We start from the raw sequence: 20,665 nt of genomic DNA, 5'->3' as shown, positions 1-20,665 counted from the left end.
TCAGTCCAGCCATCCCCAAGGCGTGATGCGGATCCCGGCTAACCCCGATTGACACTCTGTCCAGGCTGGTGCGTTGATGACCTGTAACAAAGGATGGACCGAGCATGGGCAAATTGATGGCATTTCTGGTGGGCGCACTCGCTCTCACTTCCTGTAACGGGATCGATCATGCGGCTTGCGCCAATGATCCGACGGCCACCTCCTATCAGGTGACGAGCGCAAAATCGGTTCTGCATACCTGCAACTGACCCAGAATTTCCCGGCTGGCCGGCGTTCGCGCAGGCTGCCGGCCTTGCTTCAGCCGGTCTTCATGATCAGCGGCGCAACTCTGACCGTACCGTGAGTCATAAGGCTGGAGATGCGACGATTTCTCGCTATTGTCAGTAGAAATTCATGTCGCTGAAATATTAACAAATCAGACCAAAAATAGTCATCAAACTGTAGTTTGATACGCAGGAACCCCTCGCACAAAGTGCCGCCCGATATCGCAAGCGTAACGACACGCATGCCGTCACAGTATCGGAATCGGGTTATGTCGCGTCCTATTTCCTGCAAAATGGCTTCTCTGCTCGCGTCTGGCGCTCTTGTGGCCCTGCTTCCGCCGCGACCCGCCTGGGCGGTGCATCATGCCCCCCACTCGGCGCACAAGGGCATGCCTGTCAGTTCAGGCTCACGGCCTGCCGCAAGCCGGGCCAAACGGCATGAGCCGGTAAAAGGCCAGGATGAAAACGTCAGTGTCTCAGGGCGTCGTGCCGTTCTGGGGGGCGGCTTGATGGCGCGGCAAACCGTTGCGCGTTCGATCAGTACGGTGACGCAGGAATATATCGCGAGGCAGTCGCCGCTGGTCAATCCGGGCGTGCTGGTCTCCAGCCTGCCGGGCGTACAGGGAAATAACGAGGGACCACTCAGCACGAGCTCGGAGACAGTTCATATCCGTGGTCTCGACCAGACCCAGATCGGCATGATCTATGAGGGCATGCCACTGGCTGATCCTTTCACCTATAGCGCTTACACATCGGCGATGGTGGATAACGAGGATCTGGCAAATGTCTCGGTCAGCCAGGGATCATCGGACCTCACGGCGCCAACCTATAATGCCGATGGCGCCCAGATGACCATGAGCCTGCGTCATCCCTCGGACCATTTCGCTCTATACGCCGAAGGCTCCGGTGGAACGCACAGCACCAACAAGGAATTTGTACGCGTCGATACGGGCGAGCTGGGCCATAGTGGTGTGACTGGTTTCGTTTCCGGCTCGTATTCCAGCGGCAATCTGTGGCGTGGCCCCGGAAGCCTGTATCGCTGGCATCTGGACGGAGCGCTTCTGAAACACTGGACGCCTAAGAGCAGCTCCGAGGTAATTTTCGGATATAATTATGCGAACCAGACGGAGTGGGTCTATCCCAATCTCGCGCAATGGCATCAATATGGTACGGGCTATAATACGCATGGTCAGTATACACCGGGAGACACGCTGTATTACAAGCTGAATACCAAGGCCACCAATGCCGTGGTCGGCACCATCAAGAACCATTTCGATCTGGGGAGCGGTTGGTCGCTCGATGCCCAGCCCTACGCCGTTGAGACCTATGGCCCCAATAATTATGGCGCGAATATCCCTGTGACGAACGGGTATCGGGGTACCGAGAAATATGCCGTTCTCGATGGCTATACGCCGCAATCCGGCACGGTCACGGCCATCAGCATTCACCCCTGGGTACAGACCTCAAGCGGGCTGAACATGATCGCTGCCTGGCACCGTGGCATCAATACGCTGAAATTCTCCTACTGGTATTCCTACGCCGTTCATACCGAGTTTCAGAACCATTATCCGGTGAATGCCATGGGGCAGTACACGCAGAATAACAGCTATCTGACCGTGGGTGGAAAAGCGGTCACCCAGTATGACATCAATGGCTTCCAGCAGCTCAACGCGCTCGGTATCGAGGATCAGATCAAGCTGTTTCATGACCGCCTGACCATCGATGCGGGTTTGCGCGCCAATATGATCTCGCGCCAGTTCACTGAAGATCTACCCGGATCGACCCCGTACAAATCGATCAAGAACATGTTCATCCCTGCGCCGCAGGTGCTCATCAGCTATCAGATCAACCCCGATGACCAGATCTATGTGAACGGCACCACAGGTTATCGCGCCCCCTCATCGTTTCAGGCGCAGGTGCCGGTCTATACCTTCACGACGCCCGTACCTGTCACGCAACCTCTGGCAAATTTCACGCCCGAATACATGATTGGCGAGGAAATCGGCTTCCGGCATTATGGGCCGGTCATGCTGAGTGTGGCGGGCTTCAACTATAATCTTACCCATCACCAGATCAGTTCTGTATCCTATATTCCTGGGACCAGCATTCTCACCTCGCAACCTATCGATGCCGGGGGTGAATCAGCACAAGGCGTGCAGGCTGAGCTTTCGACCCGTCCCTGGCATCATTTCAGCGCCTATGCCTCGGGCCAGTACATGCACACCCGTATTGGCAATAATATCGCCTATATGGGCGACATTCTGCCCACCAAGGGGAAGCAGGAGGTGGCTTCTCCCAAATTTCTCGGAGCGCTCGGGCTGACCTTCGATGACGGCACGACATTCGGCAATTTCAATTTCCGTTACTCCGACTCTCAGTATTCAACCCTTATGAACGATCAGGGCATCCCGTCCTATTTCACGGCCGATGCCTCGATCGGCCGTTATCTGCCCCGCTTCGGGCATGTAAGACCCAAGGCGATGCTCAGCCTGATTAACATCGGCGATGTGCATTATCTGTCATCCATCACGGGTTTCACGCCGAGCGCTGCGAGCCAGATCAAGGGGCTGGGGGGCAAGACGCTTGTCGGGTCTCAGCCTGCCTATGCCGTAGGGACCGGCTTTGCAGCCATCGCGACCGTGTCTGCTACCTTCGAGTGAAAGGCAGACGGAACACGGCGATGTGAGAGCCTGCATGCGGAACATGCGGCGCGTCGCAGCCTTTCTTTTGGCAATCACTGCGAAAGGCTGTTCCGACCCATGAGCCAGGCTCTCATTATCCACGCGCCCCATGATCTGCGCCTTGAGACATTCGAGACGCAGCCCCTCCAGGCCGGTGAAGTCATGGTGCGGGTCGAGGCAGGGGGTATCTGCGGTTCGGACCTGCATTATTATCATCACGGCGGCTTTGGCGCGGTGCGCATCAGGCACAAGATGGTGCTTGGTCATGAAGTAGCTGGGCGCATTGCGCAAAAGGCACCGGATGTGCAGGGGCTCGAAATCGGTGATGTCGTGGCCGTCAATCCGGGTCTGGCCTGCGGCCATTGCGCCATGTGTCTGGCTGGACTGTCCAATCACTGCACCGATATGCGGTTTTATGGCAGTGCCATGCGCAACCCGCATGTGGATGGTGCCTTCAGGCGGAACCTTGTCTGCAAGGCCGTTCAATGCGTCAGGGGACATCACAAATCACCTGCCGATCTCGCCCTGGCCGAGCCCTTCGCCGTTGCGCTCCACGCTGTCAGACGGGCGGGCGCACTGCTTGGCAAAAAGGTGCTGATTACGGGGGCAGGGCCGATCGGAACACTCGTGGCGGTTGCAGCCCGACTGAATGGTGCGAGGCGGGTGATTGTGACCGATATCCTCTCCGAGCCGCTCGAAATAGCGCGCAAGGCTGGCGCAGATGAGGTGATCAACGGGCGGGAAGAGCCTGATGCGCTGGCGGCGCTCAAGGGGCAGGTGGATGTGATGATCGAGTGCTCAGGCAATGAGCAGGCGCTCAGAAATGGTATTGATCTGATGAGCCCTTGCGGGACGATCGTTCAGCTTGGTCTTGGGGATGATGTGACTCTGCCGCAAAGCCGTATCGTGGCAGGCGAGCTGAACTGGGTGGGGTCATTCCGGTTCCGTGAGGAGTTTGCCCTTGCAGTCGAGCTCATCGATAACGGCAAGGCTGACCTCTCGGCCCTCGTCACGCACCGCTTCGCGCTCGAGAGAGCGAGAGAGGCATTCGATCTGGCCTCGAACCGCAAGGAGGCCATGAAAGTGCTGCTTACGCTCTAGGCCTGATCCCCTCAGAAGGCTGCGGCGATCGACCCGATGAACTGCCTGGGCGATGCGACAAAGAGATTGCTGTTGTTATCGCCCGACACCGATGCCGCGCCATAAACGCCACCGATGTAATTCTTGTCAAAGAGGTTGGTGACGCCAAAGCTTGCCTTGAAATGCTCGGCAAAGCCGATACGGCCGAAATCATGAGCAAGAGTCAGATTGGCGAGCCAGTAGGACGGAATGTTCAGATCATTGAGAAATGTCATGGGTCGTGAGCTGATATAGTTCACGTTGAAATTGAACTGTGTCGCACGCCATGTGTAGGCCAGATTGGCCTTGTACATATAGGCTGGATAATACACCTGACGCTTGCCTTTCAGGCTGTAGATCTGACCGCCGTAATTGATGCCCGTGCCCTGATATCGCGCGTTGTTCCAGCTGAAGCTGTTGGTGATTTCGAGCCCCTTGACCGGACGGATGGCACCGAGGATATCGACCCCATCCATGGTTTCGCGGCCGACATTCATATAGGCATTACGCGTGTTGTTCGACGTCCCTTCGGTGATCGAAGCCAGACGATTATAGTAATCTGTGTGATAGTAATCGACTGTGCCGGTGAAAAATCTGGTGTCGTAGCGATAGCCCACGACGTAATTCCATGTCCGTTCGGGCTTGAGGATTTTCTTGTTCGCGTCAAACACCTGTTGCGCGGGCTGCGAGGCATTGCCGAGCCCACCCCAGGCCGTGCCGGAAGCAACCTGCGAGTAGTAGTCATAGGCGCGCAGGTTTTCGGCAATATCCCAGTAGATCTCATGATGATCGAGGAAATGGTAATCGAAGCTGAAATGGGGCAGGAAGGCGCCTGATGCCGTCAGGGAGCCACTGGCAGGGCGTCGATAATAGGTGTTCCAGCCCTCGGCCTTGAGGCGCTGCGTATAGTCATTTTTCGTGCCGCCATGCGTGGTTTGGGTGAGTGATTTGAAACCCGCCAGCAGTGTCATACCCCTGATGATGGTCCAGCGATCCTGCAGGAAGAACTGGAAACTGTTCGAGTTATAAGTGTCCTCGAACCACGTGGCCCCTGTTCCCTTCCTGAGGTCGGACATCATGTTGTGGGCGCTGGTTGGGGTGTCCTCGTACAGGCGTGCGTTGTAGATCCAGCGATTGTTTTCATACCAGAGCCCGCCCTCAACGAGATTATGATGGGGCGCTTCGTAGGAAAGCTTCTGCGTAAAGCCGATGCGCTGCATGCCGGCATGGGCCCTTTGCAGCGCCATGGGAACACCACTTACCGTACCATCCGCCAGAAGCATGGGCACACCGTAGCTTGGGGACGTCACGAAATTATTGGTGCCGCCATAAACACCGCTGGCCACATTGCCATAGGCCACCGTGTCAGAATGCAGGCGCGTAGAGATATCGAAATGACCGTTGACCGAGGACAGGTAGCTACGCTGGATCTGGGAGCCATCCCATGCGTAATTCCCCACCTCGCTGTTGGAAAGAACACCCTCATAGCCGGGCGGCACATCATCGGTGAACTGGGCATAATAGGCCCAGAGCTTCGCTTTCTCGTAATCGGGTTTGAGGTAGGTGGTATCGCGTCCGAGACGCTCCCACATGTTTTTCGTCAGACTCAGATAATTGGCCTGGGTGAAATTGCCGAACCCGAAGAACCCGGTGATCTTGCCGTGGTCTCCCACAGGCTGCACGAGTTTGGCATCGGCCTGTAATTCGCGCTGATAGCCTTCGCCCTTCCAGAGTTTGCTCTCGGTGCGGGCGAAGGACGCATAAAATTTCGTACCGCTCGGGTTGAGGATGCCGCTATCGGCCCTTCCATAGGTGCGAAAGGCGTTATAACTGCCAAAGCTCTGGCTCACCCGACCGCCGGCCTTGTCCGCAGGGTCGGAGGATGTGTACGTCATGGCGGCGCCCAAAAGCTGCCCCGAGAACGTATCGAGCGAGCCTGCGCCCTGCGAGATGGTCATCCCCGCCAGATCATCCTGAATCATGGCCTGGGTGATCGAGACGCCGTTCTGGTTGGTAAAGCCCTGCGTGCCGAGCGGTATGCCGTCAAGCGTTGCGCCGATCTGTGTCTGCGTGAAGCCGCGCACGTAAAAGGTATTGGCGGCGGTATCGAGGCCGAAAGCGTCGGACGACGTGAAATTGGCTCCCGGTGTAGTGAGAGAAAGGACCTGCATCGGGTTCGTGCCGGGAATGAAACGATCCATGACGCTGCGCGAGATCGCGACTTCGGCAGCATGGCTGCGCAGGCGCTTGCCGCTGACAGAGATCGACTCTTTCTGCGCAAGGACGGCCAGGGCAGCAGTCTTTCTGGCCGTTCCGGGTGTCTTTTTGCGTGCCAAAACGGATTTTTCCGCCTTCTGGCTGGCGTGAGACGCGGCCATGACAAGAGAAGGATTGTAGCCGATAGATATGAATACCATGAGGAAAGCGCCAGAACGGAGTCTGTTTTCTGGTATCATCACTTTCCATCGACGCATGACCGCTTTTCCGTAATCAGTTTCTTTCTGATTACGATAAAATGACGATATCGAAATGGTCAATCGCTTTTCGTTACGGAAAGTCACCAAATTTTCAGGTTCGTGCCGGGGGCTCAGGCAAGTGCGCCTGCGTCACGCTCTCTCGCTGGCACCGACAATCAGGCCTTGCCTGTCCACCACCAGCACCCCGATTTCACAGTCTGGACAAGCGAGCGTCTTGCGCGCGGTGGCGCAGGCCGCTTCGGCAATGAGTTTGCCCAGCCTTTCATCAGCGAGGGCGGCATAGCCCTGCGCAATAGTCTTGGCTGCATCGAGTTGTGCCATGCGGGAGGCGGATAAGCCCAAAGGCGCGGCGATGCTGCGCAGCGCGGCCGGATTGGCCAGGGTACGGCTGGAATGCAGATCGAGATGGCCCTCGGCTAGCTTGGTCATCTTCGCAATACCGCCAGCGAGAGTCAGGCGCGGCACCGGATGCCGATGGAGATATTTCAGCAAGCCACCCGCAAAATCACCCATCTCGATGAGGGCGGCCTCACTCACTCTGTAGCGCAACCGCGCAGCATTTTCCGAGGTCGCACCGGTGCTCGCCACGATATGGGGGAGATTGAGAGCGCGTGCGACATCGATGCCGCGATGGATCGAATGGATCCAGGCCGAGCAGGAATAGGGTATGACAATGCCGGTCGTTCCCAGAACGGAGAGACCGCCAATGATGCCAAGGCGAGCATTGAGCGTCTGTCTGGCCAACACCTCACCATCGGCAATCGAGACCGTCACGATGGCATCCGCCCCTTCTGGCGTGACCTGCAGGAGTGCTGCGCGGATCATTTGTCGGGGCACGGGGTTGATGGCGGGCTCTCCCGGCGGCAGGGGCAGGCCGGGCTGTGTGATGGTGCCAACGCCTTCGCCAGCGCGAAAGGCGACACCCGTGCCCGCAGAGGCTTGCTCCACTGTCACACGCATTATGGCGCCATGGGTTACATCCGGGTCGTCACCGGCATCCTTGATCACACTGGCCCATGCGGTTCGGCCGTCTTTCCCATGCCCGTTGAGCGCAAAACACGCTTCCTTGCCGCCGGGCAGGCTGATCGTCACCGGGTCGGGGCAGATATCGTGCCGCAGCAGAGACCAGGCTGCCTTGGCTGCGGCCGTAGCGCAGCTTCCGGTTGTCCATCCGCGACGCAGGGCCGTGGCTTGCGTCATGACGGCGTTGGCTCCTCTCATCGCGTGGGAGGAAATACCTCCTGTTGCAGGTCTGTGTGTTCTTTACATAGACGGCCCCGCGCCGCCAGTGCGGCGTGGTGGAGCGACGGCAACGGAAAGGCGCACGCCTTGTGCGTGCGGGCACGCAGCGCTTGTCTGGGGCGCTCAATAATGCGGACGTAACAATTCTCTCTGTATTGGCTGGATAACACGGCTATGGTTGGGGGCTTCTCCTGCAAGAAGGAAACACTGACCATTCCCGCGCCCGTTCTTCTCACCATTGTTGTGGTTCTCGCTCTCTTCCTTGTCTTCTGCCTGTTGTTCGGCGGGATCATGATCGTGCCGGGGCGGATGGTTTACGTCACCGAGTTTCTCGGCAAGCCGCAGCGCAAGCTTCTCGAAAGCGGCCTTCACTTCCGTATTCCGTTGCTGACACGCGTTTCGTACAAGGTGTCCCTCCAGCAGATGCAGGTAGAGACCTCTTCCGAGGTCAAGACGCTGGATGACGTGTTCATCGAGATACGCTGGGTGCTGCTTTACAGTGTCCGTGATGACAGCGAGGCCGTGTTCAACTACGCCTACAAGGTATCGCAGCCCGTCAAGCGTCTGGTCTTTCGGGTAGAGAATGAAATCCGGCAGATTGCGTCCACGATGACGCTGGCCGCGCTCTACTCGCAACGCAACGAGATTGCCCGCCGCGTCATTGCCGATCAGGTGGCCGATGCCCTTGAATCGGGTCTCGATATCCATGGCGTTACGATCGAGCAGCCCATGCCACCACGCGAGATTCAGGAGGCCATGAATAACAAGCTGGCCGCCATTGCGCGCAAGGACGCCGCGCAGGCTGAAGCCGAGGCCGAAATGGTGCGGCGCGTCGGTATTGCCCGCGCCGAGGCCGAGAGCAAGAAGCTGCAGGGTGAGGGTATCGCCAATGAACGCAAGGCGATTGCGGCAGGGTTTGCCGAGGCGGCGGAGCTGTTTCGCCAGAGCGTGCCGGGTGTGAGTGAAGAGGCAATCCTGACCCTCATGCAGAATGTCAATCAGGCCGATATGGTGGTGACCGCCAGCCGCTCAGGCAAGGCAACCGTCATCTTTGTTCCGACCGACATGAATGTTGGTCAGATCGCCGCGGCCACGTCAGGGCGATTCGTCTCATCAATCGTCTGATCTGAACGCGATAAATGCGGATCATGGGGGTGTAAGGCGCCCCTGACCGTCAGCAGGGGCGTCGGTCAGGGTGTTGAGAAAATCCACAATCCTGTCGCGTTCGGCCTCCGTCAGGGCAGGTTTGTCACGAGGCCCGAAAGGCGCGTCATTCCTGTCGACATTGGCGCGGTATTGCCTGGGCAGATCGTCATAAAGGGCGACCGTTCCGTCTCTGTTGCGAGGATAGAAGCGCGCGGGCTCGATATCGCGCAGCACATAGAAATCCATTACCTCACGCAGGGAGGTGAACACGCCATTATGGAAAAAATGCCGACGCGTGGCGCTGTTGCGCAGTGAGGGGGTGCGAAAGAACCCGCAATAGCCAGAGGCGGCGCCGATATCGGTCCGGCCGGCAGCGCACAGACCCAGATCCACACTGCCGGGCAGGGCGAGTTTCTGTCGTGGCGCGGCAAGGGCCTCGTATTGATGATCGGTGAAAAGCGGTGGTCGCCCCTCCGCATCGACCGTGCTGAGATGACAGGCGGCGCAATTTCCCTTTTCCGGATCATTGAAGAGTGCCAGACCCTCCGCTTCATGGGGTGTCAGACGCGCCTTGCCCTCAAGCCAGGCATCATAGCGGCTGGAGTAAGGGTGAAAGCCGGGGGATTCGATCTGATATCGGGCAAGAGCAAAGAGGGCTTCAGCGACCAGCATGTCATCGGAGGCTGAGCCACCGACCAGCGCCATCAATGAATTCGTGTAGGGTGCATGGCGCAGGCGCTGCACGACATCAGCCTGCGTGGCAGCCATTTCGCGCGGATCGAAAAGTGGACCCGCTGCCTGCGCCTGTAGCGTATCGGCCCGGCCGTCCCAGAATAATCCGCCCTGAGGCACGAGGGCCAGGGCAGAGGCCGCCGTGTTGTCTGCAGATTTGGCCGCGCGCGGCGTCTCTGGGCCTGTCTGCGCAGGAGCAGGGGGTGCGGCCTCGCTGGTGGCATCATCCGGCCCGACACTGAAGGGGGGCTGGCGCTCCCGATAGGTGAGAGACGGCACCGCCCTCACGCCCGCAGCCTGCATCGTCCGTCCACCGCGGGCAAATACACGGTCATCATCGGGCGCGTAATGAGCCTTTGGCACATGGCACGAAGCGCAGGAAAGCTGCCCCGACCCCGAGAGTTTAGGGTCGTTGAACAGATCGCGGCCCAGTCGGGCCATCGCGGAAAGGGGCGCTGTTGCCGGACGCAGGAGCGTGACGGGGCAGGGATTGCTGCCATCGGCACGTATGCTGCACTCAGGGGCGACGTTTTGCGAGGCGGCAAGGGCCAGACCGGGATGACATCCCAGCATCCAGACGGCCCCGATCCAAAGCGGGAAAACCCGCTTGATCAGACGGGCACGCCAGCCTTGCAAAGGCCTTGGTGCGTCAGTGCGGGATGCAGTGGGTGCAGGCGATTTTTCAGAAGACCGTCGGCGCATCATGCAGGATCGAGCCGTCTCTGGGGGCAAGATAGAGCGGCGACAGGTCAGGCTGTCCCTTGAAGTCGAACAGCGTATCGAGGTCGTTCGCGTCCTGATCGAATGATCCGCCACCCAGGCGCGCCCCGGCAAGCCAGTTATTCTCGATGAAGCGCAGGACTGAACTCTGGGTCAGCAGGGTATGGTCAATCGCATTACGGCGTGCCCAGGGGGAGAGAACCAGAAGCGGCGTCCTCGTGCCCGGACCGCATCGCCCGTTGACCGGTTTGCCCTTCAGCCCGGCAGGGGCAGGCGCGTTGCCGCACTGGCCAGGGCCATCCAGCTGATCGGCCTGCGGGTCATGAGAGCTGTGCTGGGGTTTGACGAAGGCATGGTCATACCAGCCATCGGAATCATCATAGGCAATGATGATGGCCGTGTCTTTCCATTCAGGACGGGACTGGATGAAATTGACCAGACGTACCACGCCCTCCTGCTCGTCCAGCGGGTTGGAATAGCCCGCATGGGCATCCTGAAAGGCGGGAAGTTTGAGGAACGACACCGCAGGCATATGACCGGCCCGTGTGGCGGTGATGAAATCCTCAAGATCATACTGGTGGTTGGCGGGGTCTTTCGTCCTGCCGTCCATGCCAAGCGTCTGACCGATGGCCGCAACACCCGAAGGGCGCAGATGTTTGGGATTGGCGGTGGAGGGATAATACTGGAACCAGTTGTGATGAGGAATGTAATCCACCACTGTCTGGGCAACGACGCTCGAATAGGTGGCGCGCTGGCACCCGGTTGTCCCGTTGCGGTTGCGGGCAGACAGATCAAACCCGGCCATGAAGCCGCCCCAGCTTACGCCTTTCGCCGTCAGCAGATCACCGATATTGCGGCCTTCCATCCAGACCTGCTCACCGGGAAGCGAACAGACGTCTCCGCTGGGGTCGATATCGTTGATCATGGTCATACGCCCCTGATCATCCGCTCCCGGCCCGCCATTGCCTGACCCATCCGGGATGAAGGGCGAGGGATGCTCGCGCGTGCTCCGTTTCTCGGCCGAGGCAGTGACATGTAGACCGTTGGTCTGACCCGAAACGATTTCGAGCGCGCCGGGCGTGGAGGGACCATAGGTATCGGTAAAGGCATTATCGCTCATGGCGAAACGCTGTGCGTAGCGCCAGAGGGCGGTAACCGTGTTGCCATCAAAATAGCCCATGACCTGACCGCGCGTGGAAAAAGCCCCGACACCGCCGGGTGAGGCCCTGCCAGTGTGAAGCGGAAACAGATCGGCCTTGCCGCCATTATAGGCCATCTGTTCGGCCGTGTAGCCGTGATTCTGGTCGGCCGTGCTGGCCTGCGTCCGGTCCAGCCGGAAGGGTAGCGCTGCGTCCGCACCATTGGCCGGGTTGGTGTTGGGGTTATGGGTCAGGAGATTGGCGCGCAGAAGGGTATTGGCAGGCGGTGTGCCAAGCTGCGGCAGAAAGATCGGCTCACCTTCGAGATTGGCTGCCTGGGGATAGGTGGCGAAATAATGATCGAAGGAAACGTTTTCATCGAAAATGACGACCACATGCTTGATGGGTGTCCTGGTTCGGAATCCCTCCGCCGCATCACGGACAGTCTGCGCCTGCGCCGGTTTCGCAACGAGGCTTGGGCTCAGGCAGGTCAGGGCAAGGAGGGCTGCGGCGAGAGAACGTGTCGGACGAGTCATGATCAACGGCGATAACATCTGTTCAGCGAGGAGAGAAGCGGCCTTTTGTCTGAAGCGTGGGGCCGGATGTAAAGCGGGTCACGCCTCAGGTCTGGTCATCCTCACGCAGGGGCTCTTCATCGAGAGCCATGAGCGCGCCGCGACGCGATTGCAGGGAAATGGCTGTCAGACGGTGCTCACGCCATGCCGCAACAAGCGTCTGGCGCCAGCGATCTGAAGGGGCTGAGGATCTGTCGTGCTGAAGCTGAAGTTCCATTGACCTGCTCCTTTTCCAGAAGAGTGCCGGGTTACGGCGCCTCGATAAAGGATTCCCGAGAGCCGGTGTGTGACCGTTCCATGAATTCGCCGCGTCGGAATGTTGCAGGCATTCGAGGTCGGCCTCTGGAGATTTCCCGGTTGGGAGACGGGCGCTCCTCCCAACCTGAAAATGTCACATCGGAAAAGGTAAAAACCGTGTTGAAACCTAGTTAAAGCCCGCCGAAACACCGGCGAAAACGCCAAAGCCGTCGCCGGGTTGAAACACCGCGAGCTGCTTGCCTGCGGCGATGTAGCCCGGCACGACGATCGAGGCGTAATGCGTGTTGGCGAGGTTGTTAAAGGACAGGAAGACCTGCCGGTGTTTGTGCGGCCACTCATACCCGATGGTGGTGTTGAAGATGTGGTAGGACGGTGCGTAATAGGTGTCATCATAGGAGCCGGAGACTTTTGACGAGACCTGTGTATTGAAATTGGCATAAAGCCCGTTCTTCAGGTCGAGGCGTATTTCCCCCTGATAGAAATGCGCCGGTATGCCCGGCAGGGCGTTATGGCCGAACACCGCGTCATGCTTGAAGTGGAAATCCTGCCAGGTATAGGACTGGCGCAGGCCAAGCTTGCCCCCTGACCATTTGATGAGATCGGTTTCCAGCGAGGCCTCGACACCCTGATGCGTCGTCGGGCTGGCATTGGAATAGGTGGCCGCACCGTAAAGCTGGGAGAGCGGCGTCATGACCGAGAGCAGCTCATTGCGTACGTCTGAATAGTAATAGGAGACGCTCCAGCGATTGTTTTTCCACTCTCCCCGTGTGCCGACTTCATAGGTCGTGGCGGTCTGGTTATCGAGCTTTACCCCCGAGGCATTGAGGCCCTGCGCCGGGCCGGAAGTGTAGAGCGCGCCGGAGAGCAATTGCCAGTCATTGGGCGGCTGGAAGCTGCGGCTGACATTGCCGTAAATCGAGGCATGGGGCGAAATCACGTAGCGAAAGCCGCCACGGGGCGTAAAGCCGAGCCCGGAGGTGCCAACAGAGCTCCGCGTGGGATAGGTGACCTCGGTCGAACGCTGCACGAAATCCAGAGCGCCAGCTGCTGTCAGCCAGAAATTATGAAACAACTCAAAATTGTTCCGGATGTGAAAGTAGTTATCGGTGCCGCCGTAATTCGAATGGCGCAGCACGGTGCCAAAGGGGATTTTGGCATAAATGCCCGTATTGGTGCGCGACCGGTTGGTTTGCCACGCCTCCAGATCGGTATAGGTATCGATGCCGAACAGCGTTTCGCTCTTGTGGCCCCAAACAGTATCGTTGCGGCTGTAACGCAGCACCCCCGCGACTGTCTTGTAGCCCCAGCGCTGGGCGGTCGCCGTATTCTGGATATCGATCGGCGCATCCTGATAATCGAAACCGAGTTCGAGCTTCGAGCGGTCATCGATACGGATCGTGGTCATGTCGCCATAGAATTTGCTGCCGGGCTGGATGCGATGCCCGTGCAGCGAAGCGTAAAGCGCCTGAGCCTGTTTGGGGTTGGTTTCGATCTGGTCGCGGGTCAGATAGCCCGGATAGCCGTTCTGCGTCTGGCGATAGCGAAAGAAGAGGCGTGTCGAGACATTGTCATTGAAGCGATAGCCGTAATTGGCATTGACGCCGAAGCTGCTCGCTGCCGTCTGGGCCTGATACCCGCCGCGATAGGATTTGGTGAGGCTGATATAATAATCGGACTTGCCGATGACGGCGCCAGAACTGATCTGCTGCTTGTTGTAGTTGAAGCTGCCTGCCTCGACACGCGCCTGGAAATGATCGGCCGTATAGCCCGTGGGCGCCACGTAATTGATGGCACCCCCAAGCTGCAACCCGCCATAATCGAACGCATTCGCGCCGCGCAGAACCTCGGTGTACTGGATGCCTAGCGTCTCGAATAGCTCATAGGGCGTGCCGGCAGGGGTGGTGACGGGGAGCCCGTCGAACATCAGCAGAATACCGGAGCGGAAGTAGTTGGTGCCTGTCTGGATGCCGGAACCACGAATGGAGAGGCGCAACCCGTCGCCGCCGCCAGAGCTTTGGGCAAAGACGCCGGGCTGGAAAGCCAGAAGATCGGCATTGGTCAGATTACGGCTGCGAAGGACTTCCTTCGAACTGATGACGGATACCCCACCCGGCACGGTTTCGAGCTGGCGGCTCGCTGCTGCGGCCGGGGAGAGACGATGCTGCGAAACGGTGATCGATTCCGCTTTGCCGATGACAGATTTCGCGCCACTGCGTCGATCGGGCGTCTGGACGCCCCTTTTGGCTCGATCGGTGGCTTTTGCCGATGCTGCGTATGCTGAAGTTGACGGCGACTCAGCGCTTGAGCCAGGCTGAGTGGCCGTGTGACCGGGCTGCACGGGAGCAGGGTTGCGGCTCGGTGAGACGGCGGCAAATGCCGTCGAGACGGGAACAAGGCTCACCCCGGCCAGAAGGGCGAGGGAGTGGGGGCCAAGCGTGTTGCGACGCGGGAGGGGCAATTCAGATCGGTGGCGGTGTTTCATAAGGGCGATATCCGGGGAGGGTGATGAATAAACTGGAGAGCGTGCGAGAAGGCGGACATCGGTCGTGTGAGGGGATAAACGGTATATTTTCGTTGTTCATTATTTCACTCATTTATAATCGTTGAATTACGTCGCGGATCGTCCGGGCGCAGAGGGAGAAGCCCTTCATGCTCGGAGGGTGAAAGAGGGGGCGCTCACGGGGCCTGGTTTGAGGGGCAGAGCGTCTGCCCCCTGTTTCCGTCCCGTGTGCGATACAGGGCATGACACAGGGTCGGGTCAGCATCGGCGTCATAGCCGAACACCTCCCATCGAAGCGCCATATGCAGCGCAATGCCGAACAAGGGGGCAATCAGGATGACCCAGAAGATCTGCATACCGAGTGCTGTATAGAGCGTGGGCAGGGCCCACATGCTCAGTGTGCCACTGAATCCGGCTACGAAGTTGGTGAAGCCGATGCCTGTGCCGCGCAATTCGGTCGGGTAGCTGAGCGTTGGATAGACCATCTGCTGGCATCCTGGCCCGAAACCCTGAGCAAACAGGAAGAGGGCAAAACCGCTCATCACCGACACGATGCCCAGACTACTATGCGGCGTGCCGGTCAGGGCAAGCAGTAGAATGCCCGCCACCTGCATGGCATAACCGGCGAGGGTGATCGGTCGCGATCCGAAGCTGCGGGTCAACCTGACGCCAAGCAGGCCGCCACTGAAGGCAAAGACCAGATTGAGCAGGATGGACACACCCAGCACTTCGGTGCGTTGCAGGTGCAGCATGGACGACAGAAGCCCCGGCAGACCAAAGGCAATCGCTGCATAGGAGGTGGCGCTCACGATCTTCATGCCAATGACAAGCGTGGTGCGCTTGAGCAGGGGCTTGCGCAGCAGGGCAAACAGGCTGGGCGGCGTCTGGCGCGGCGGCGCTACCGTGATATGCAGAACTGGGTCCACCCCATGTGTGGCGCGCAGGATGGCGGCGGCTTTTTCCAGATCACCGTGGCGGGCAATCCAGAGCGGCGATTCACTCATGTAGCGGCTGCGCACCAGAATGATGATCAGGGCAGGGACTGCGCCAAAGCCGAGCGAGGCACGCCACAGCCAGTCCGGGTGGCTGGTTGGCACAATGGCGTTAAGCGCAAACACGAGTATGAAGCAGGCTGAGGAGGCCGCATACCAGGTGGGGCACCATGCGGCGGCCCGCCCGGCCTTGCTTCCCTTGCCCGAGAGCTTCGAGAACTCGGAGAGAAACGCCATGGCAACGGGCAGATCCATACCAACGCCAAACCCCATGGCAAAACGGGCCAAGATGAGAATGCTCGCGCTTGGTGCAGCAGCGGCAACAAGGGCCGCAATCACGAAGCATGCCATGTCCGCCATGAATACAGCGTAGCGGCCGATACGGTCAGTCAGCCATCCGCCCATGATACTGCCAATAATTGTTCCTGCGCTCATGGCGGCCGCTACAATTCCGGTTTGTGAGCCGGACAGGCCGAAATGCTTCTGCACATCGCCAATGCCATAGGAGAGGGTCGTCAGGTCATAGGCGTCAAGAAACACGCCGCCCAAAGCCAGCAGCACGATGATATTGGCATGACCCTTGCCGCTCGGCCCGCGATTGATCAGGGCCGCAATATCATCGGCCGAGCGAATGATCGGGCGTTCGGGCGCATGAGAGGGGGCGGCACTCATGATCGGACCTCATCGGGCAGACGTTGCGTTGCAGGAGAGAGGAGGGCTGCGAGATGGCGGGCCACCGACTGCGCGTTTTCGGTCACTTCGGGCAGGCCCATCAATTCGCCAAAGGTGCCGCGTGACAACGGACCCGCAATAAGCACCGAGTCCACCTTGTGGCCATCAGACAGCGCGTGATGATCAAGGCTGGTGTGCAGTCCAAGGCCGGTCGGGTCCGGGGCAAGGGCGCCCTGTGCTGCGAGCGACCGCAGCACAGGCATATGTGCGACAATGCCTGCATGGTCGGGGCCGGTGGTATTGATCACGTGATCCACCACAAGGGGAAAGGAGGGCTCCCCCAGCTTTGTCCTGTCCCGGGGCTGGATGCGCAGGCGCACACCACCTTCCGAGATTTCTGCACACACGAGGCGTGCAGCACGCAGGCTGAGGGTTTTTTCGGCCAGACGCTGTGTGAGGATGGCGTCGATCTGCGGGGCGATACGGAAGCGATGCACATCCCAGAAGGGGCGCAGGTGACGTATCAGCCGTCGACGTTCTGAAAGAGAAAGTGCCGACCACAGAACAAGCCCTTGCTTGCGCACGGCGTCGATCACTTCGTGCCATGACAGATCGGCATGATCGCGCAGTGCCTGCCGCACATGGCGCAGCAGGCCCCTTGCGGTCGGGGCCGGCGCAATGGGGAGAAGTTCGGAGAGCGCCGAGGCCTCGGCAGCATGAGCGCGCGGTCGTAGCCCACGCCGCGAGAAGGCGACGATGGGTCCTTGATGGCCGCGTGCGGTCAGGCTGGCCACGACATCGGCCATGGTAAGGCCCGTTCCTATAATGGCCACACGATCCTGCACCCCGATGCGCGACAGCGCGTCGTCACGCCACGGGTTGGCAATCACGCGTCGGTCGTGGGCGAGCGCCCTGAGCGGCACCGGCAGGGCGGGTGCGGGATGGGTCAGGGCGATGACAAGCCGTTCCGCCAGGATGGGCGGCCCATCGCTGAGAGCGATACGCCAAAGCCTGTCGCGCGTGATATCGAGCGCCTCGGCGCGGATATGCCGCAACCGCCCCGATGTGATTTCGGGGGCGAGGCGGGCCGCAACATAACGGCCAAACTGCGTCCGTGAGGGGTAGAGATCGCCCGAGGGTAGAAAGGCGTCAGGATCGGTGGCGGACAGGGCATCAAGATCGAGCCATGCGCGGAAATCTCCCGGCACGCTGGTATCGAGACTCATGCGCGACGCGGGCACATTAATCCGGTGCTCCGGGTCCTGCGTGCCATAAGCGAGCCCCGCACCAAGCTGGGCACGTGGCTCGATAATTGCCACCTGGCCGGCAGCGAGGTCAGGGCGCAGCCTGAGCAGATGATAGGCCACCATCGCACCTGAGGCGCCGCCGCCGATAATGGCGACCGGGTAGGAGGGGGATGCGCTGCCCATTATGACGCCGCGATCCGTCCGGGCCTGTGGCTTCCGGCAATGGTTTCGCCAAACGGGCCCATATTGCTGCTGGCCTGCTTCGTACGCACGGGATGGGCGGTTGGCAGCAGCGGCAGTACGAGTTCACCGAAGCGATAGGCTTCCTCAAGATGTGGATAACCCGAGAGAATGAAGCTGTCGCACCCTGCGCGGCGGTATTCATCCATACGCTCGGCAATGGTGGCCGGATCGCCCACGAGCGCCGTTCCCGCGCCACCGCGAACCAGCCCGACACCGGCCCAGAGGTTTGGGCTGATCTCGAGTTTGTCACGCCGGCCGCCATGCAGGGCGCTCATGCGTGACTGCCCCACGGAATCAAGCCGCGCAAAAACAGATTGCGCCTCGGCAATCGTGGCATCATCGAGTTTCGAAATCAGCCGATCTGCCTCTGCCCAGGCCTCTGCCGTCGTTTCGCGGGCAATGACGTGAAAGCGTATGCCAAAGCTGACCTCGCGCCCCGCTTTCGCAGCAGCCTCGCGCACTCGGGCGATCTTCTCGCGCACAAGGGCGGGCGGCTCGCCCCAGGTCAGGTATTTCTGTACCCGTCTTGCCGCAATATCGATCCCGACATCGGAAGAGCCGCCGAAATAGAGCGGCGGGCCGTTTTCCTGATGGGGCGGAAAGAGCAGCCGACCATCCTCGATGCGGAAATGCGGCCCTTCATGGGCGATCGTCTCGCCACGCAGAAGGCGCGAATAGATATCCAGAAATTCGTCGGTAATGGCGTAGCGCGTGGGATGGTCATGAAACAGCCCATCGCCGCCATTTTCGCGCGGGTCACCCCCTGTTACGACGTTGATCAGCAGACGCCCTCCGGACAGGCGGTCGAGCGTCGAGGTCATGCGCGCGGCGAGCGTGGGTGACTGGAGCCCCGGACGCACAGCCACAAGGAATTTCAGACGCTCGGTCGAGGTGACCAGCGCGGAGGCAACAACCCAGGAATCCTCGCAGCTGCGCCCGGTGGGCAGAAGCACCCCATAATAGCCCAGCGAATCAGCGGCGCGGGCAATCTGTTGCAGATAGGGCAGATCGACCGCGCGACCGCCCTCGCTGGTGCCAAGATAACGGCTGTCACCATGCGTGGGCAGGAACCACAGGACGTTGATCTTGTCCGGGGTCGTGTGGGCTGCACCACCATCACCTGAACGCCCCCCGAAAGAGGTGCTGTCTACCGGTGCGAACGGAAGGGAGAAAGGGGGGCGGGTCATGGCAGGGCGCTTTCTTTCTGCACGGTCTCTTGCCGTGGGCTGGTCTGTGGTCCCGATGCGGGCTCTGGCGTGCGCCGAGTTGGCGGGGACGTGCTTATGGGATGTGCGCCGGGCGCTGGCGGGGTGGCCCAGAAGGCCGGGGGCTTGCGATAGGCGGAGGCGGGATGGGTGTCGGGCAGGCGGTCACGCCCTGTCAGGCGATGGCGCAGCGTTTCACCCTCTGCCGGGGCAGGCGGCAGCCTTCCGCGGCGGCGCAATTCGGGCGCGATCAGGGTGGCGTAATCGTCCAGCGTTTCGTGACTGTGATATTGCCGCAGATTGATGCCATCGATGCCGTCCTCATCGAGCCAGGTCTCGATGGCATCGGCAATCTGCTCCGGCGTGCCGGCGATGAAAAAGCGCCCCTCGTCAAAGCTTGCGATCTGCGCGAGTGCCGCACCGACTGTCTGATCGGCACCAAAGCGACGCCCCATATTGCCCAATTCACGCCCGCTTTGAGAAAGGGCCTGACCGATGGTAAGCGCCGGGTCGAACTGTCGCAGGTCGATTTCAGCCTGAGCATGGACCAGTGCGCCCTCCACGGAATACAGAGCCCGGTAGCGCGCCAGTTTGGCCTCGGCTTCCTCGGTTGTGCGGCCTGCAATGAGACCGGCCATCACATAGAATTTCAGCTCCGAAGGATCGCGCCCTTCCGCTGCGGCCGCTGCGCGGGTGCGGGCAATATGGTTGCGCACCTCATCCTGTGTGCGACCGCCAATGAATACGGCCTCGGCATGGCGTGATGCCGTTTTCAGCCCGCGTGGCGAACCGGTGGCCTGAAACAGAACCGGCGTGCGCTGCGGTGTGGGCTGCACAAGATGCGGCCCCTCGACACGGAAATGCGTGCCGTCATGATTGATGTGGCGCACACGAGCGGGATCGCTGAAGCGATCACCTTCGCGATCCGCAATGACAGCCTCCTCCTCCCAGCTGCCTTCCCAGAGCTTGTAGAGCACTTCGAGATATTCATCGGCGCGGTCGTAACGGCTGTCATGTTCCAGCTCGCCATCCAGACCGAAATTGCGTGCGGCATTGGGCAGGTAGGAGGTGACGACGTTCCAGCCCACGCGGCCATTCGTCAGCAGGTCGAGCGTGCTCATGCGCCGCGCAAAGGCAAAAGGTGGTTCGTAGGTCGTGGAAAATGTCGCGGCAAAGCCGAGCGTGGTGGTAACGGCGGCCATTGCCGGAATGAGCGAGAGCGGATCGAGATTCGGAATCTGCAAACCAAGACGCAATGACGCATCGAGCCCGCCAAACCGGTCATAAATGCCGATCACGTCCGCCAGGAAGATGGCATCCATCCCCGCAGCCTCGGCCTTGCGGGCTGTCTCAAGCCAGAACGCCATCTCGCCGAAACGATGGCGCTGGTTGCCTTCCTCGCGCCACATGCCGTGGACGATGTGACTGACGCAGGCCATCTCGAACAGATTGAC

The 20,665-nt window shown here is 60.0% G+C and carries 14 protein-coding genes; 4 read left to right on the top strand and 10 right to left on the bottom strand.

The genetic code is table 11. From position 1 onward, the window contains the following. Positions 1-104: 104 nt before the first annotated feature. The 3 genes from Asbog_RS14580 (at position 105) to Asbog_RS10985 (ending at position 4,045) form a co-directional block, all read left to right on the top strand. A complete protein-coding gene (locus Asbog_RS14580) occupies positions 105-248 on the top strand; it encodes a hypothetical protein (RefSeq protein WP_023979983.1) in 144 nt (47 codons plus the stop codon). Between the two features lie 284 nt (positions 249-532). Further along, positions 533-2,923, top strand: coding sequence for a TonB-dependent receptor (locus Asbog_RS10990; RefSeq protein ID WP_146926336.1), 2,391 nt, complete (start codon positions 533-535; stop codon positions 2,921-2,923). A 99-nt stretch (positions 2,924-3,022) separates the two neighbouring features. Beyond that, positions 3,023-4,045, top strand: coding sequence for an L-idonate 5-dehydrogenase (locus tag Asbog_RS10985; protein WP_062165168.1), 1,023 nt, complete (start codon positions 3,023-3,025; stop codon positions 4,043-4,045). Between the two features lie 11 nt (positions 4,046-4,056). Here Asbog_RS10985 and Asbog_RS10980 read toward each other — a convergent pair whose 3' ends face one another. Then, on the bottom strand, positions 4,057-6,480 hold the full coding sequence (locus tag Asbog_RS10980) for a TonB-dependent receptor domain-containing protein (RefSeq protein ID WP_231944565.1): 2,424 nt from the start codon (positions 6,478-6,480) through the stop codon (positions 4,057-4,059). 189 nt (positions 6,481-6,669) lie between these two features. After that, positions 6,670-7,740, bottom strand: a complete 1,071-nt coding sequence (locus Asbog_RS10975) for a cobalt-precorrin-5B (C(1))-methyltransferase (protein WP_062165917.1) — start codon at positions 7,738-7,740, stop codon at positions 6,670-6,672. Positions 7,741-7,956: 216 nt separating this feature from the next. Between Asbog_RS10975 and Asbog_RS10970 the strand changes: the two genes are divergently transcribed. Continuing rightward, on the top strand, positions 7,957-8,907 hold the full coding sequence (locus Asbog_RS10970) for an SPFH domain-containing protein (RefSeq protein WP_062165167.1): 951 nt from the start codon (positions 7,957-7,959) through the stop codon (positions 8,905-8,907). Positions 8,908-8,928: 21 nt separating this feature from the next. Here the strand turns inward: Asbog_RS10970 and Asbog_RS10965 are convergent, their stop codons facing one another. The 8 genes from Asbog_RS10965 to Asbog_RS10935 form a co-directional block, all read right to left on the bottom strand. Further along, positions 8,929-10,233: a cytochrome-c peroxidase gene (locus Asbog_RS10965; protein WP_231944564.1), complete on the bottom strand. Its 1,305-nt coding sequence runs from the start codon at positions 10,231-10,233 to the stop codon at positions 8,929-8,931. Between the two features lie 109 nt (positions 10,234-10,342). After that, positions 10,343-12,055, bottom strand: a complete 1,713-nt coding sequence (locus Asbog_RS10960) for a phospholipase C (protein WP_197669042.1) — start codon at positions 12,053-12,055, stop codon at positions 10,343-10,345. 85 nt (positions 12,056-12,140) lie between these two features. Further along, positions 12,141-12,311 (bottom strand): hypothetical protein, encoded by a 171-nt coding sequence (locus Asbog_RS14575; RefSeq protein WP_023979975.1) that lies wholly within the window; start codon positions 12,309-12,311, stop codon positions 12,141-12,143. A gap of 207 nt (positions 12,312-12,518) precedes the next feature. Beyond that, the gene (locus Asbog_RS10955; RefSeq protein ID WP_083510841.1) at positions 12,519-14,834 is read right to left on the bottom strand and encodes a TonB-dependent receptor family protein; all 2,316 of its coding nucleotides are present in this window, start codon (positions 14,832-14,834) and stop codon (positions 12,519-12,521) included. A gap of 194 nt (positions 14,835-15,028) precedes the next feature. After that, entirely contained in the window at positions 15,029-16,516 is a 1,488-nt protein-coding gene (locus Asbog_RS10950; RefSeq protein ID WP_146926338.1) for an MFS transporter, read from the bottom strand. Continuing rightward, positions 16,513-17,946 carry an FAD/NAD(P)-binding protein gene (locus tag Asbog_RS10945; RefSeq protein ID WP_062165165.1) on the bottom strand — a complete coding sequence of 478 codons (1,434 nt, stop codon included), beginning with the start codon at positions 17,944-17,946 and terminating at the stop codon, positions 16,513-16,515. The genes Asbog_RS10950 and Asbog_RS10945 overlap by 4 nt, the downstream gene beginning before the upstream one ends. Further along, entirely contained in the window at positions 17,946-19,193 is a 1,248-nt protein-coding gene (gene ssuD, locus Asbog_RS10940; protein ID WP_083510839.1) for an FMNH2-dependent alkanesulfonate monooxygenase, read from the bottom strand. Before ssuD ends, Asbog_RS10945 begins: the two co-directional genes overlap by 1 nt. After that, positions 19,190-20,650 (bottom strand): NtaA/DmoA family FMN-dependent monooxygenase, encoded by a 1,461-nt coding sequence (locus Asbog_RS10935; protein ID WP_083510995.1) that lies wholly within the window; start codon positions 20,648-20,650, stop codon positions 19,190-19,192. The genes ssuD and Asbog_RS10935 overlap by 4 nt, the downstream gene beginning before the upstream one ends. Positions 20,651-20,665: the final 15 nt, after the last annotated feature.

Source organism: Asaia bogorensis NBRC 16594, from assembly GCF_001547995.1.
Classification (GTDB): Bacteria; Pseudomonadota; Alphaproteobacteria; order Acetobacterales; family Acetobacteraceae; genus Asaia; species Asaia bogorensis.
This window is presented reverse-complemented; position numbering and strand designations above follow the sequence as displayed.

Excerpts from the sequence above, each read along its gene's own strand:
- Asbog_RS14580 (WP_023979983.1), top strand. The coding sequence starts at position 105 with ATGGGCAAATTGATGGCATTTCTGGTGGGCGCACTCGCTCTCACTTCC.
- Asbog_RS10990 (WP_146926336.1), top strand. The coding sequence starts at position 533 with ATGTCGCGTCCTATTTCCTGCAAAATGGCTTCTCTGCTCGCGTCTGGC.
- Asbog_RS10985 (WP_062165168.1), top strand. The coding sequence starts at position 3,023 with ATGAGCCAGGCTCTCATTATCCACGCGCCCCATGATCTGCGCCTTGAG.
- Asbog_RS10980 (WP_231944565.1), bottom strand. The coding sequence starts at position 6,480 with ATGGTATTCATATCTATCGGCTACAATCCTTCTCTTGTCATGGCCGCG.
- Asbog_RS10975 (WP_062165917.1), bottom strand. The coding sequence starts at position 7,740 with ATGACGCAAGCCACGGCCCTGCGTCGCGGATGGACAACCGGAAGCTGC.
- Asbog_RS10970 (WP_062165167.1), top strand. The coding sequence starts at position 7,957 with ATGGTTGGGGGCTTCTCCTGCAAGAAGGAAACACTGACCATTCCCGCG.
- Asbog_RS10965 (WP_231944564.1), bottom strand. The coding sequence starts at position 10,233 with ATGCTGGGATGTCATCCCGGTCTGGCCCTTGCCGCCTCGCAAAACGTC.
- Asbog_RS10960 (WP_197669042.1), bottom strand. The coding sequence starts at position 12,055 with ATGACTCGTCCGACACGTTCTCTCGCCGCAGCCCTCCTTGCCCTGACC.
- Asbog_RS14575 (WP_023979975.1), bottom strand. The coding sequence starts at position 12,311 with ATGGAACTTCAGCTTCAGCACGACAGATCCTCAGCCCCTTCAGATCGC.
- Asbog_RS10955 (WP_083510841.1), bottom strand. The coding sequence starts at position 14,834 with ATGAAACACCGCCACCGATCTGAATTGCCCCTCCCGCGTCGCAACACG.
- Asbog_RS10950 (WP_146926338.1), bottom strand. The coding sequence starts at position 16,516 with ATGAGTGCCGCCCCCTCTCATGCGCCCGAACGCCCGATCATTCGCTCG.
- Asbog_RS10945 (WP_062165165.1), bottom strand. The coding sequence starts at position 17,946 with ATGGGCAGCGCATCCCCCTCCTACCCGGTCGCCATTATCGGCGGCGGC.
- ssuD (WP_083510839.1), bottom strand. The coding sequence starts at position 19,193 with ATGACCCGCCCCCCTTTCTCCCTTCCGTTCGCACCGGTAGACAGCACC.
- Asbog_RS10935 (WP_083510995.1), bottom strand. The coding sequence starts at position 20,650 with ATGGCCTGCGTCAGTCACATCGTCCACGGCATGTGGCGCGAGGAAGGC.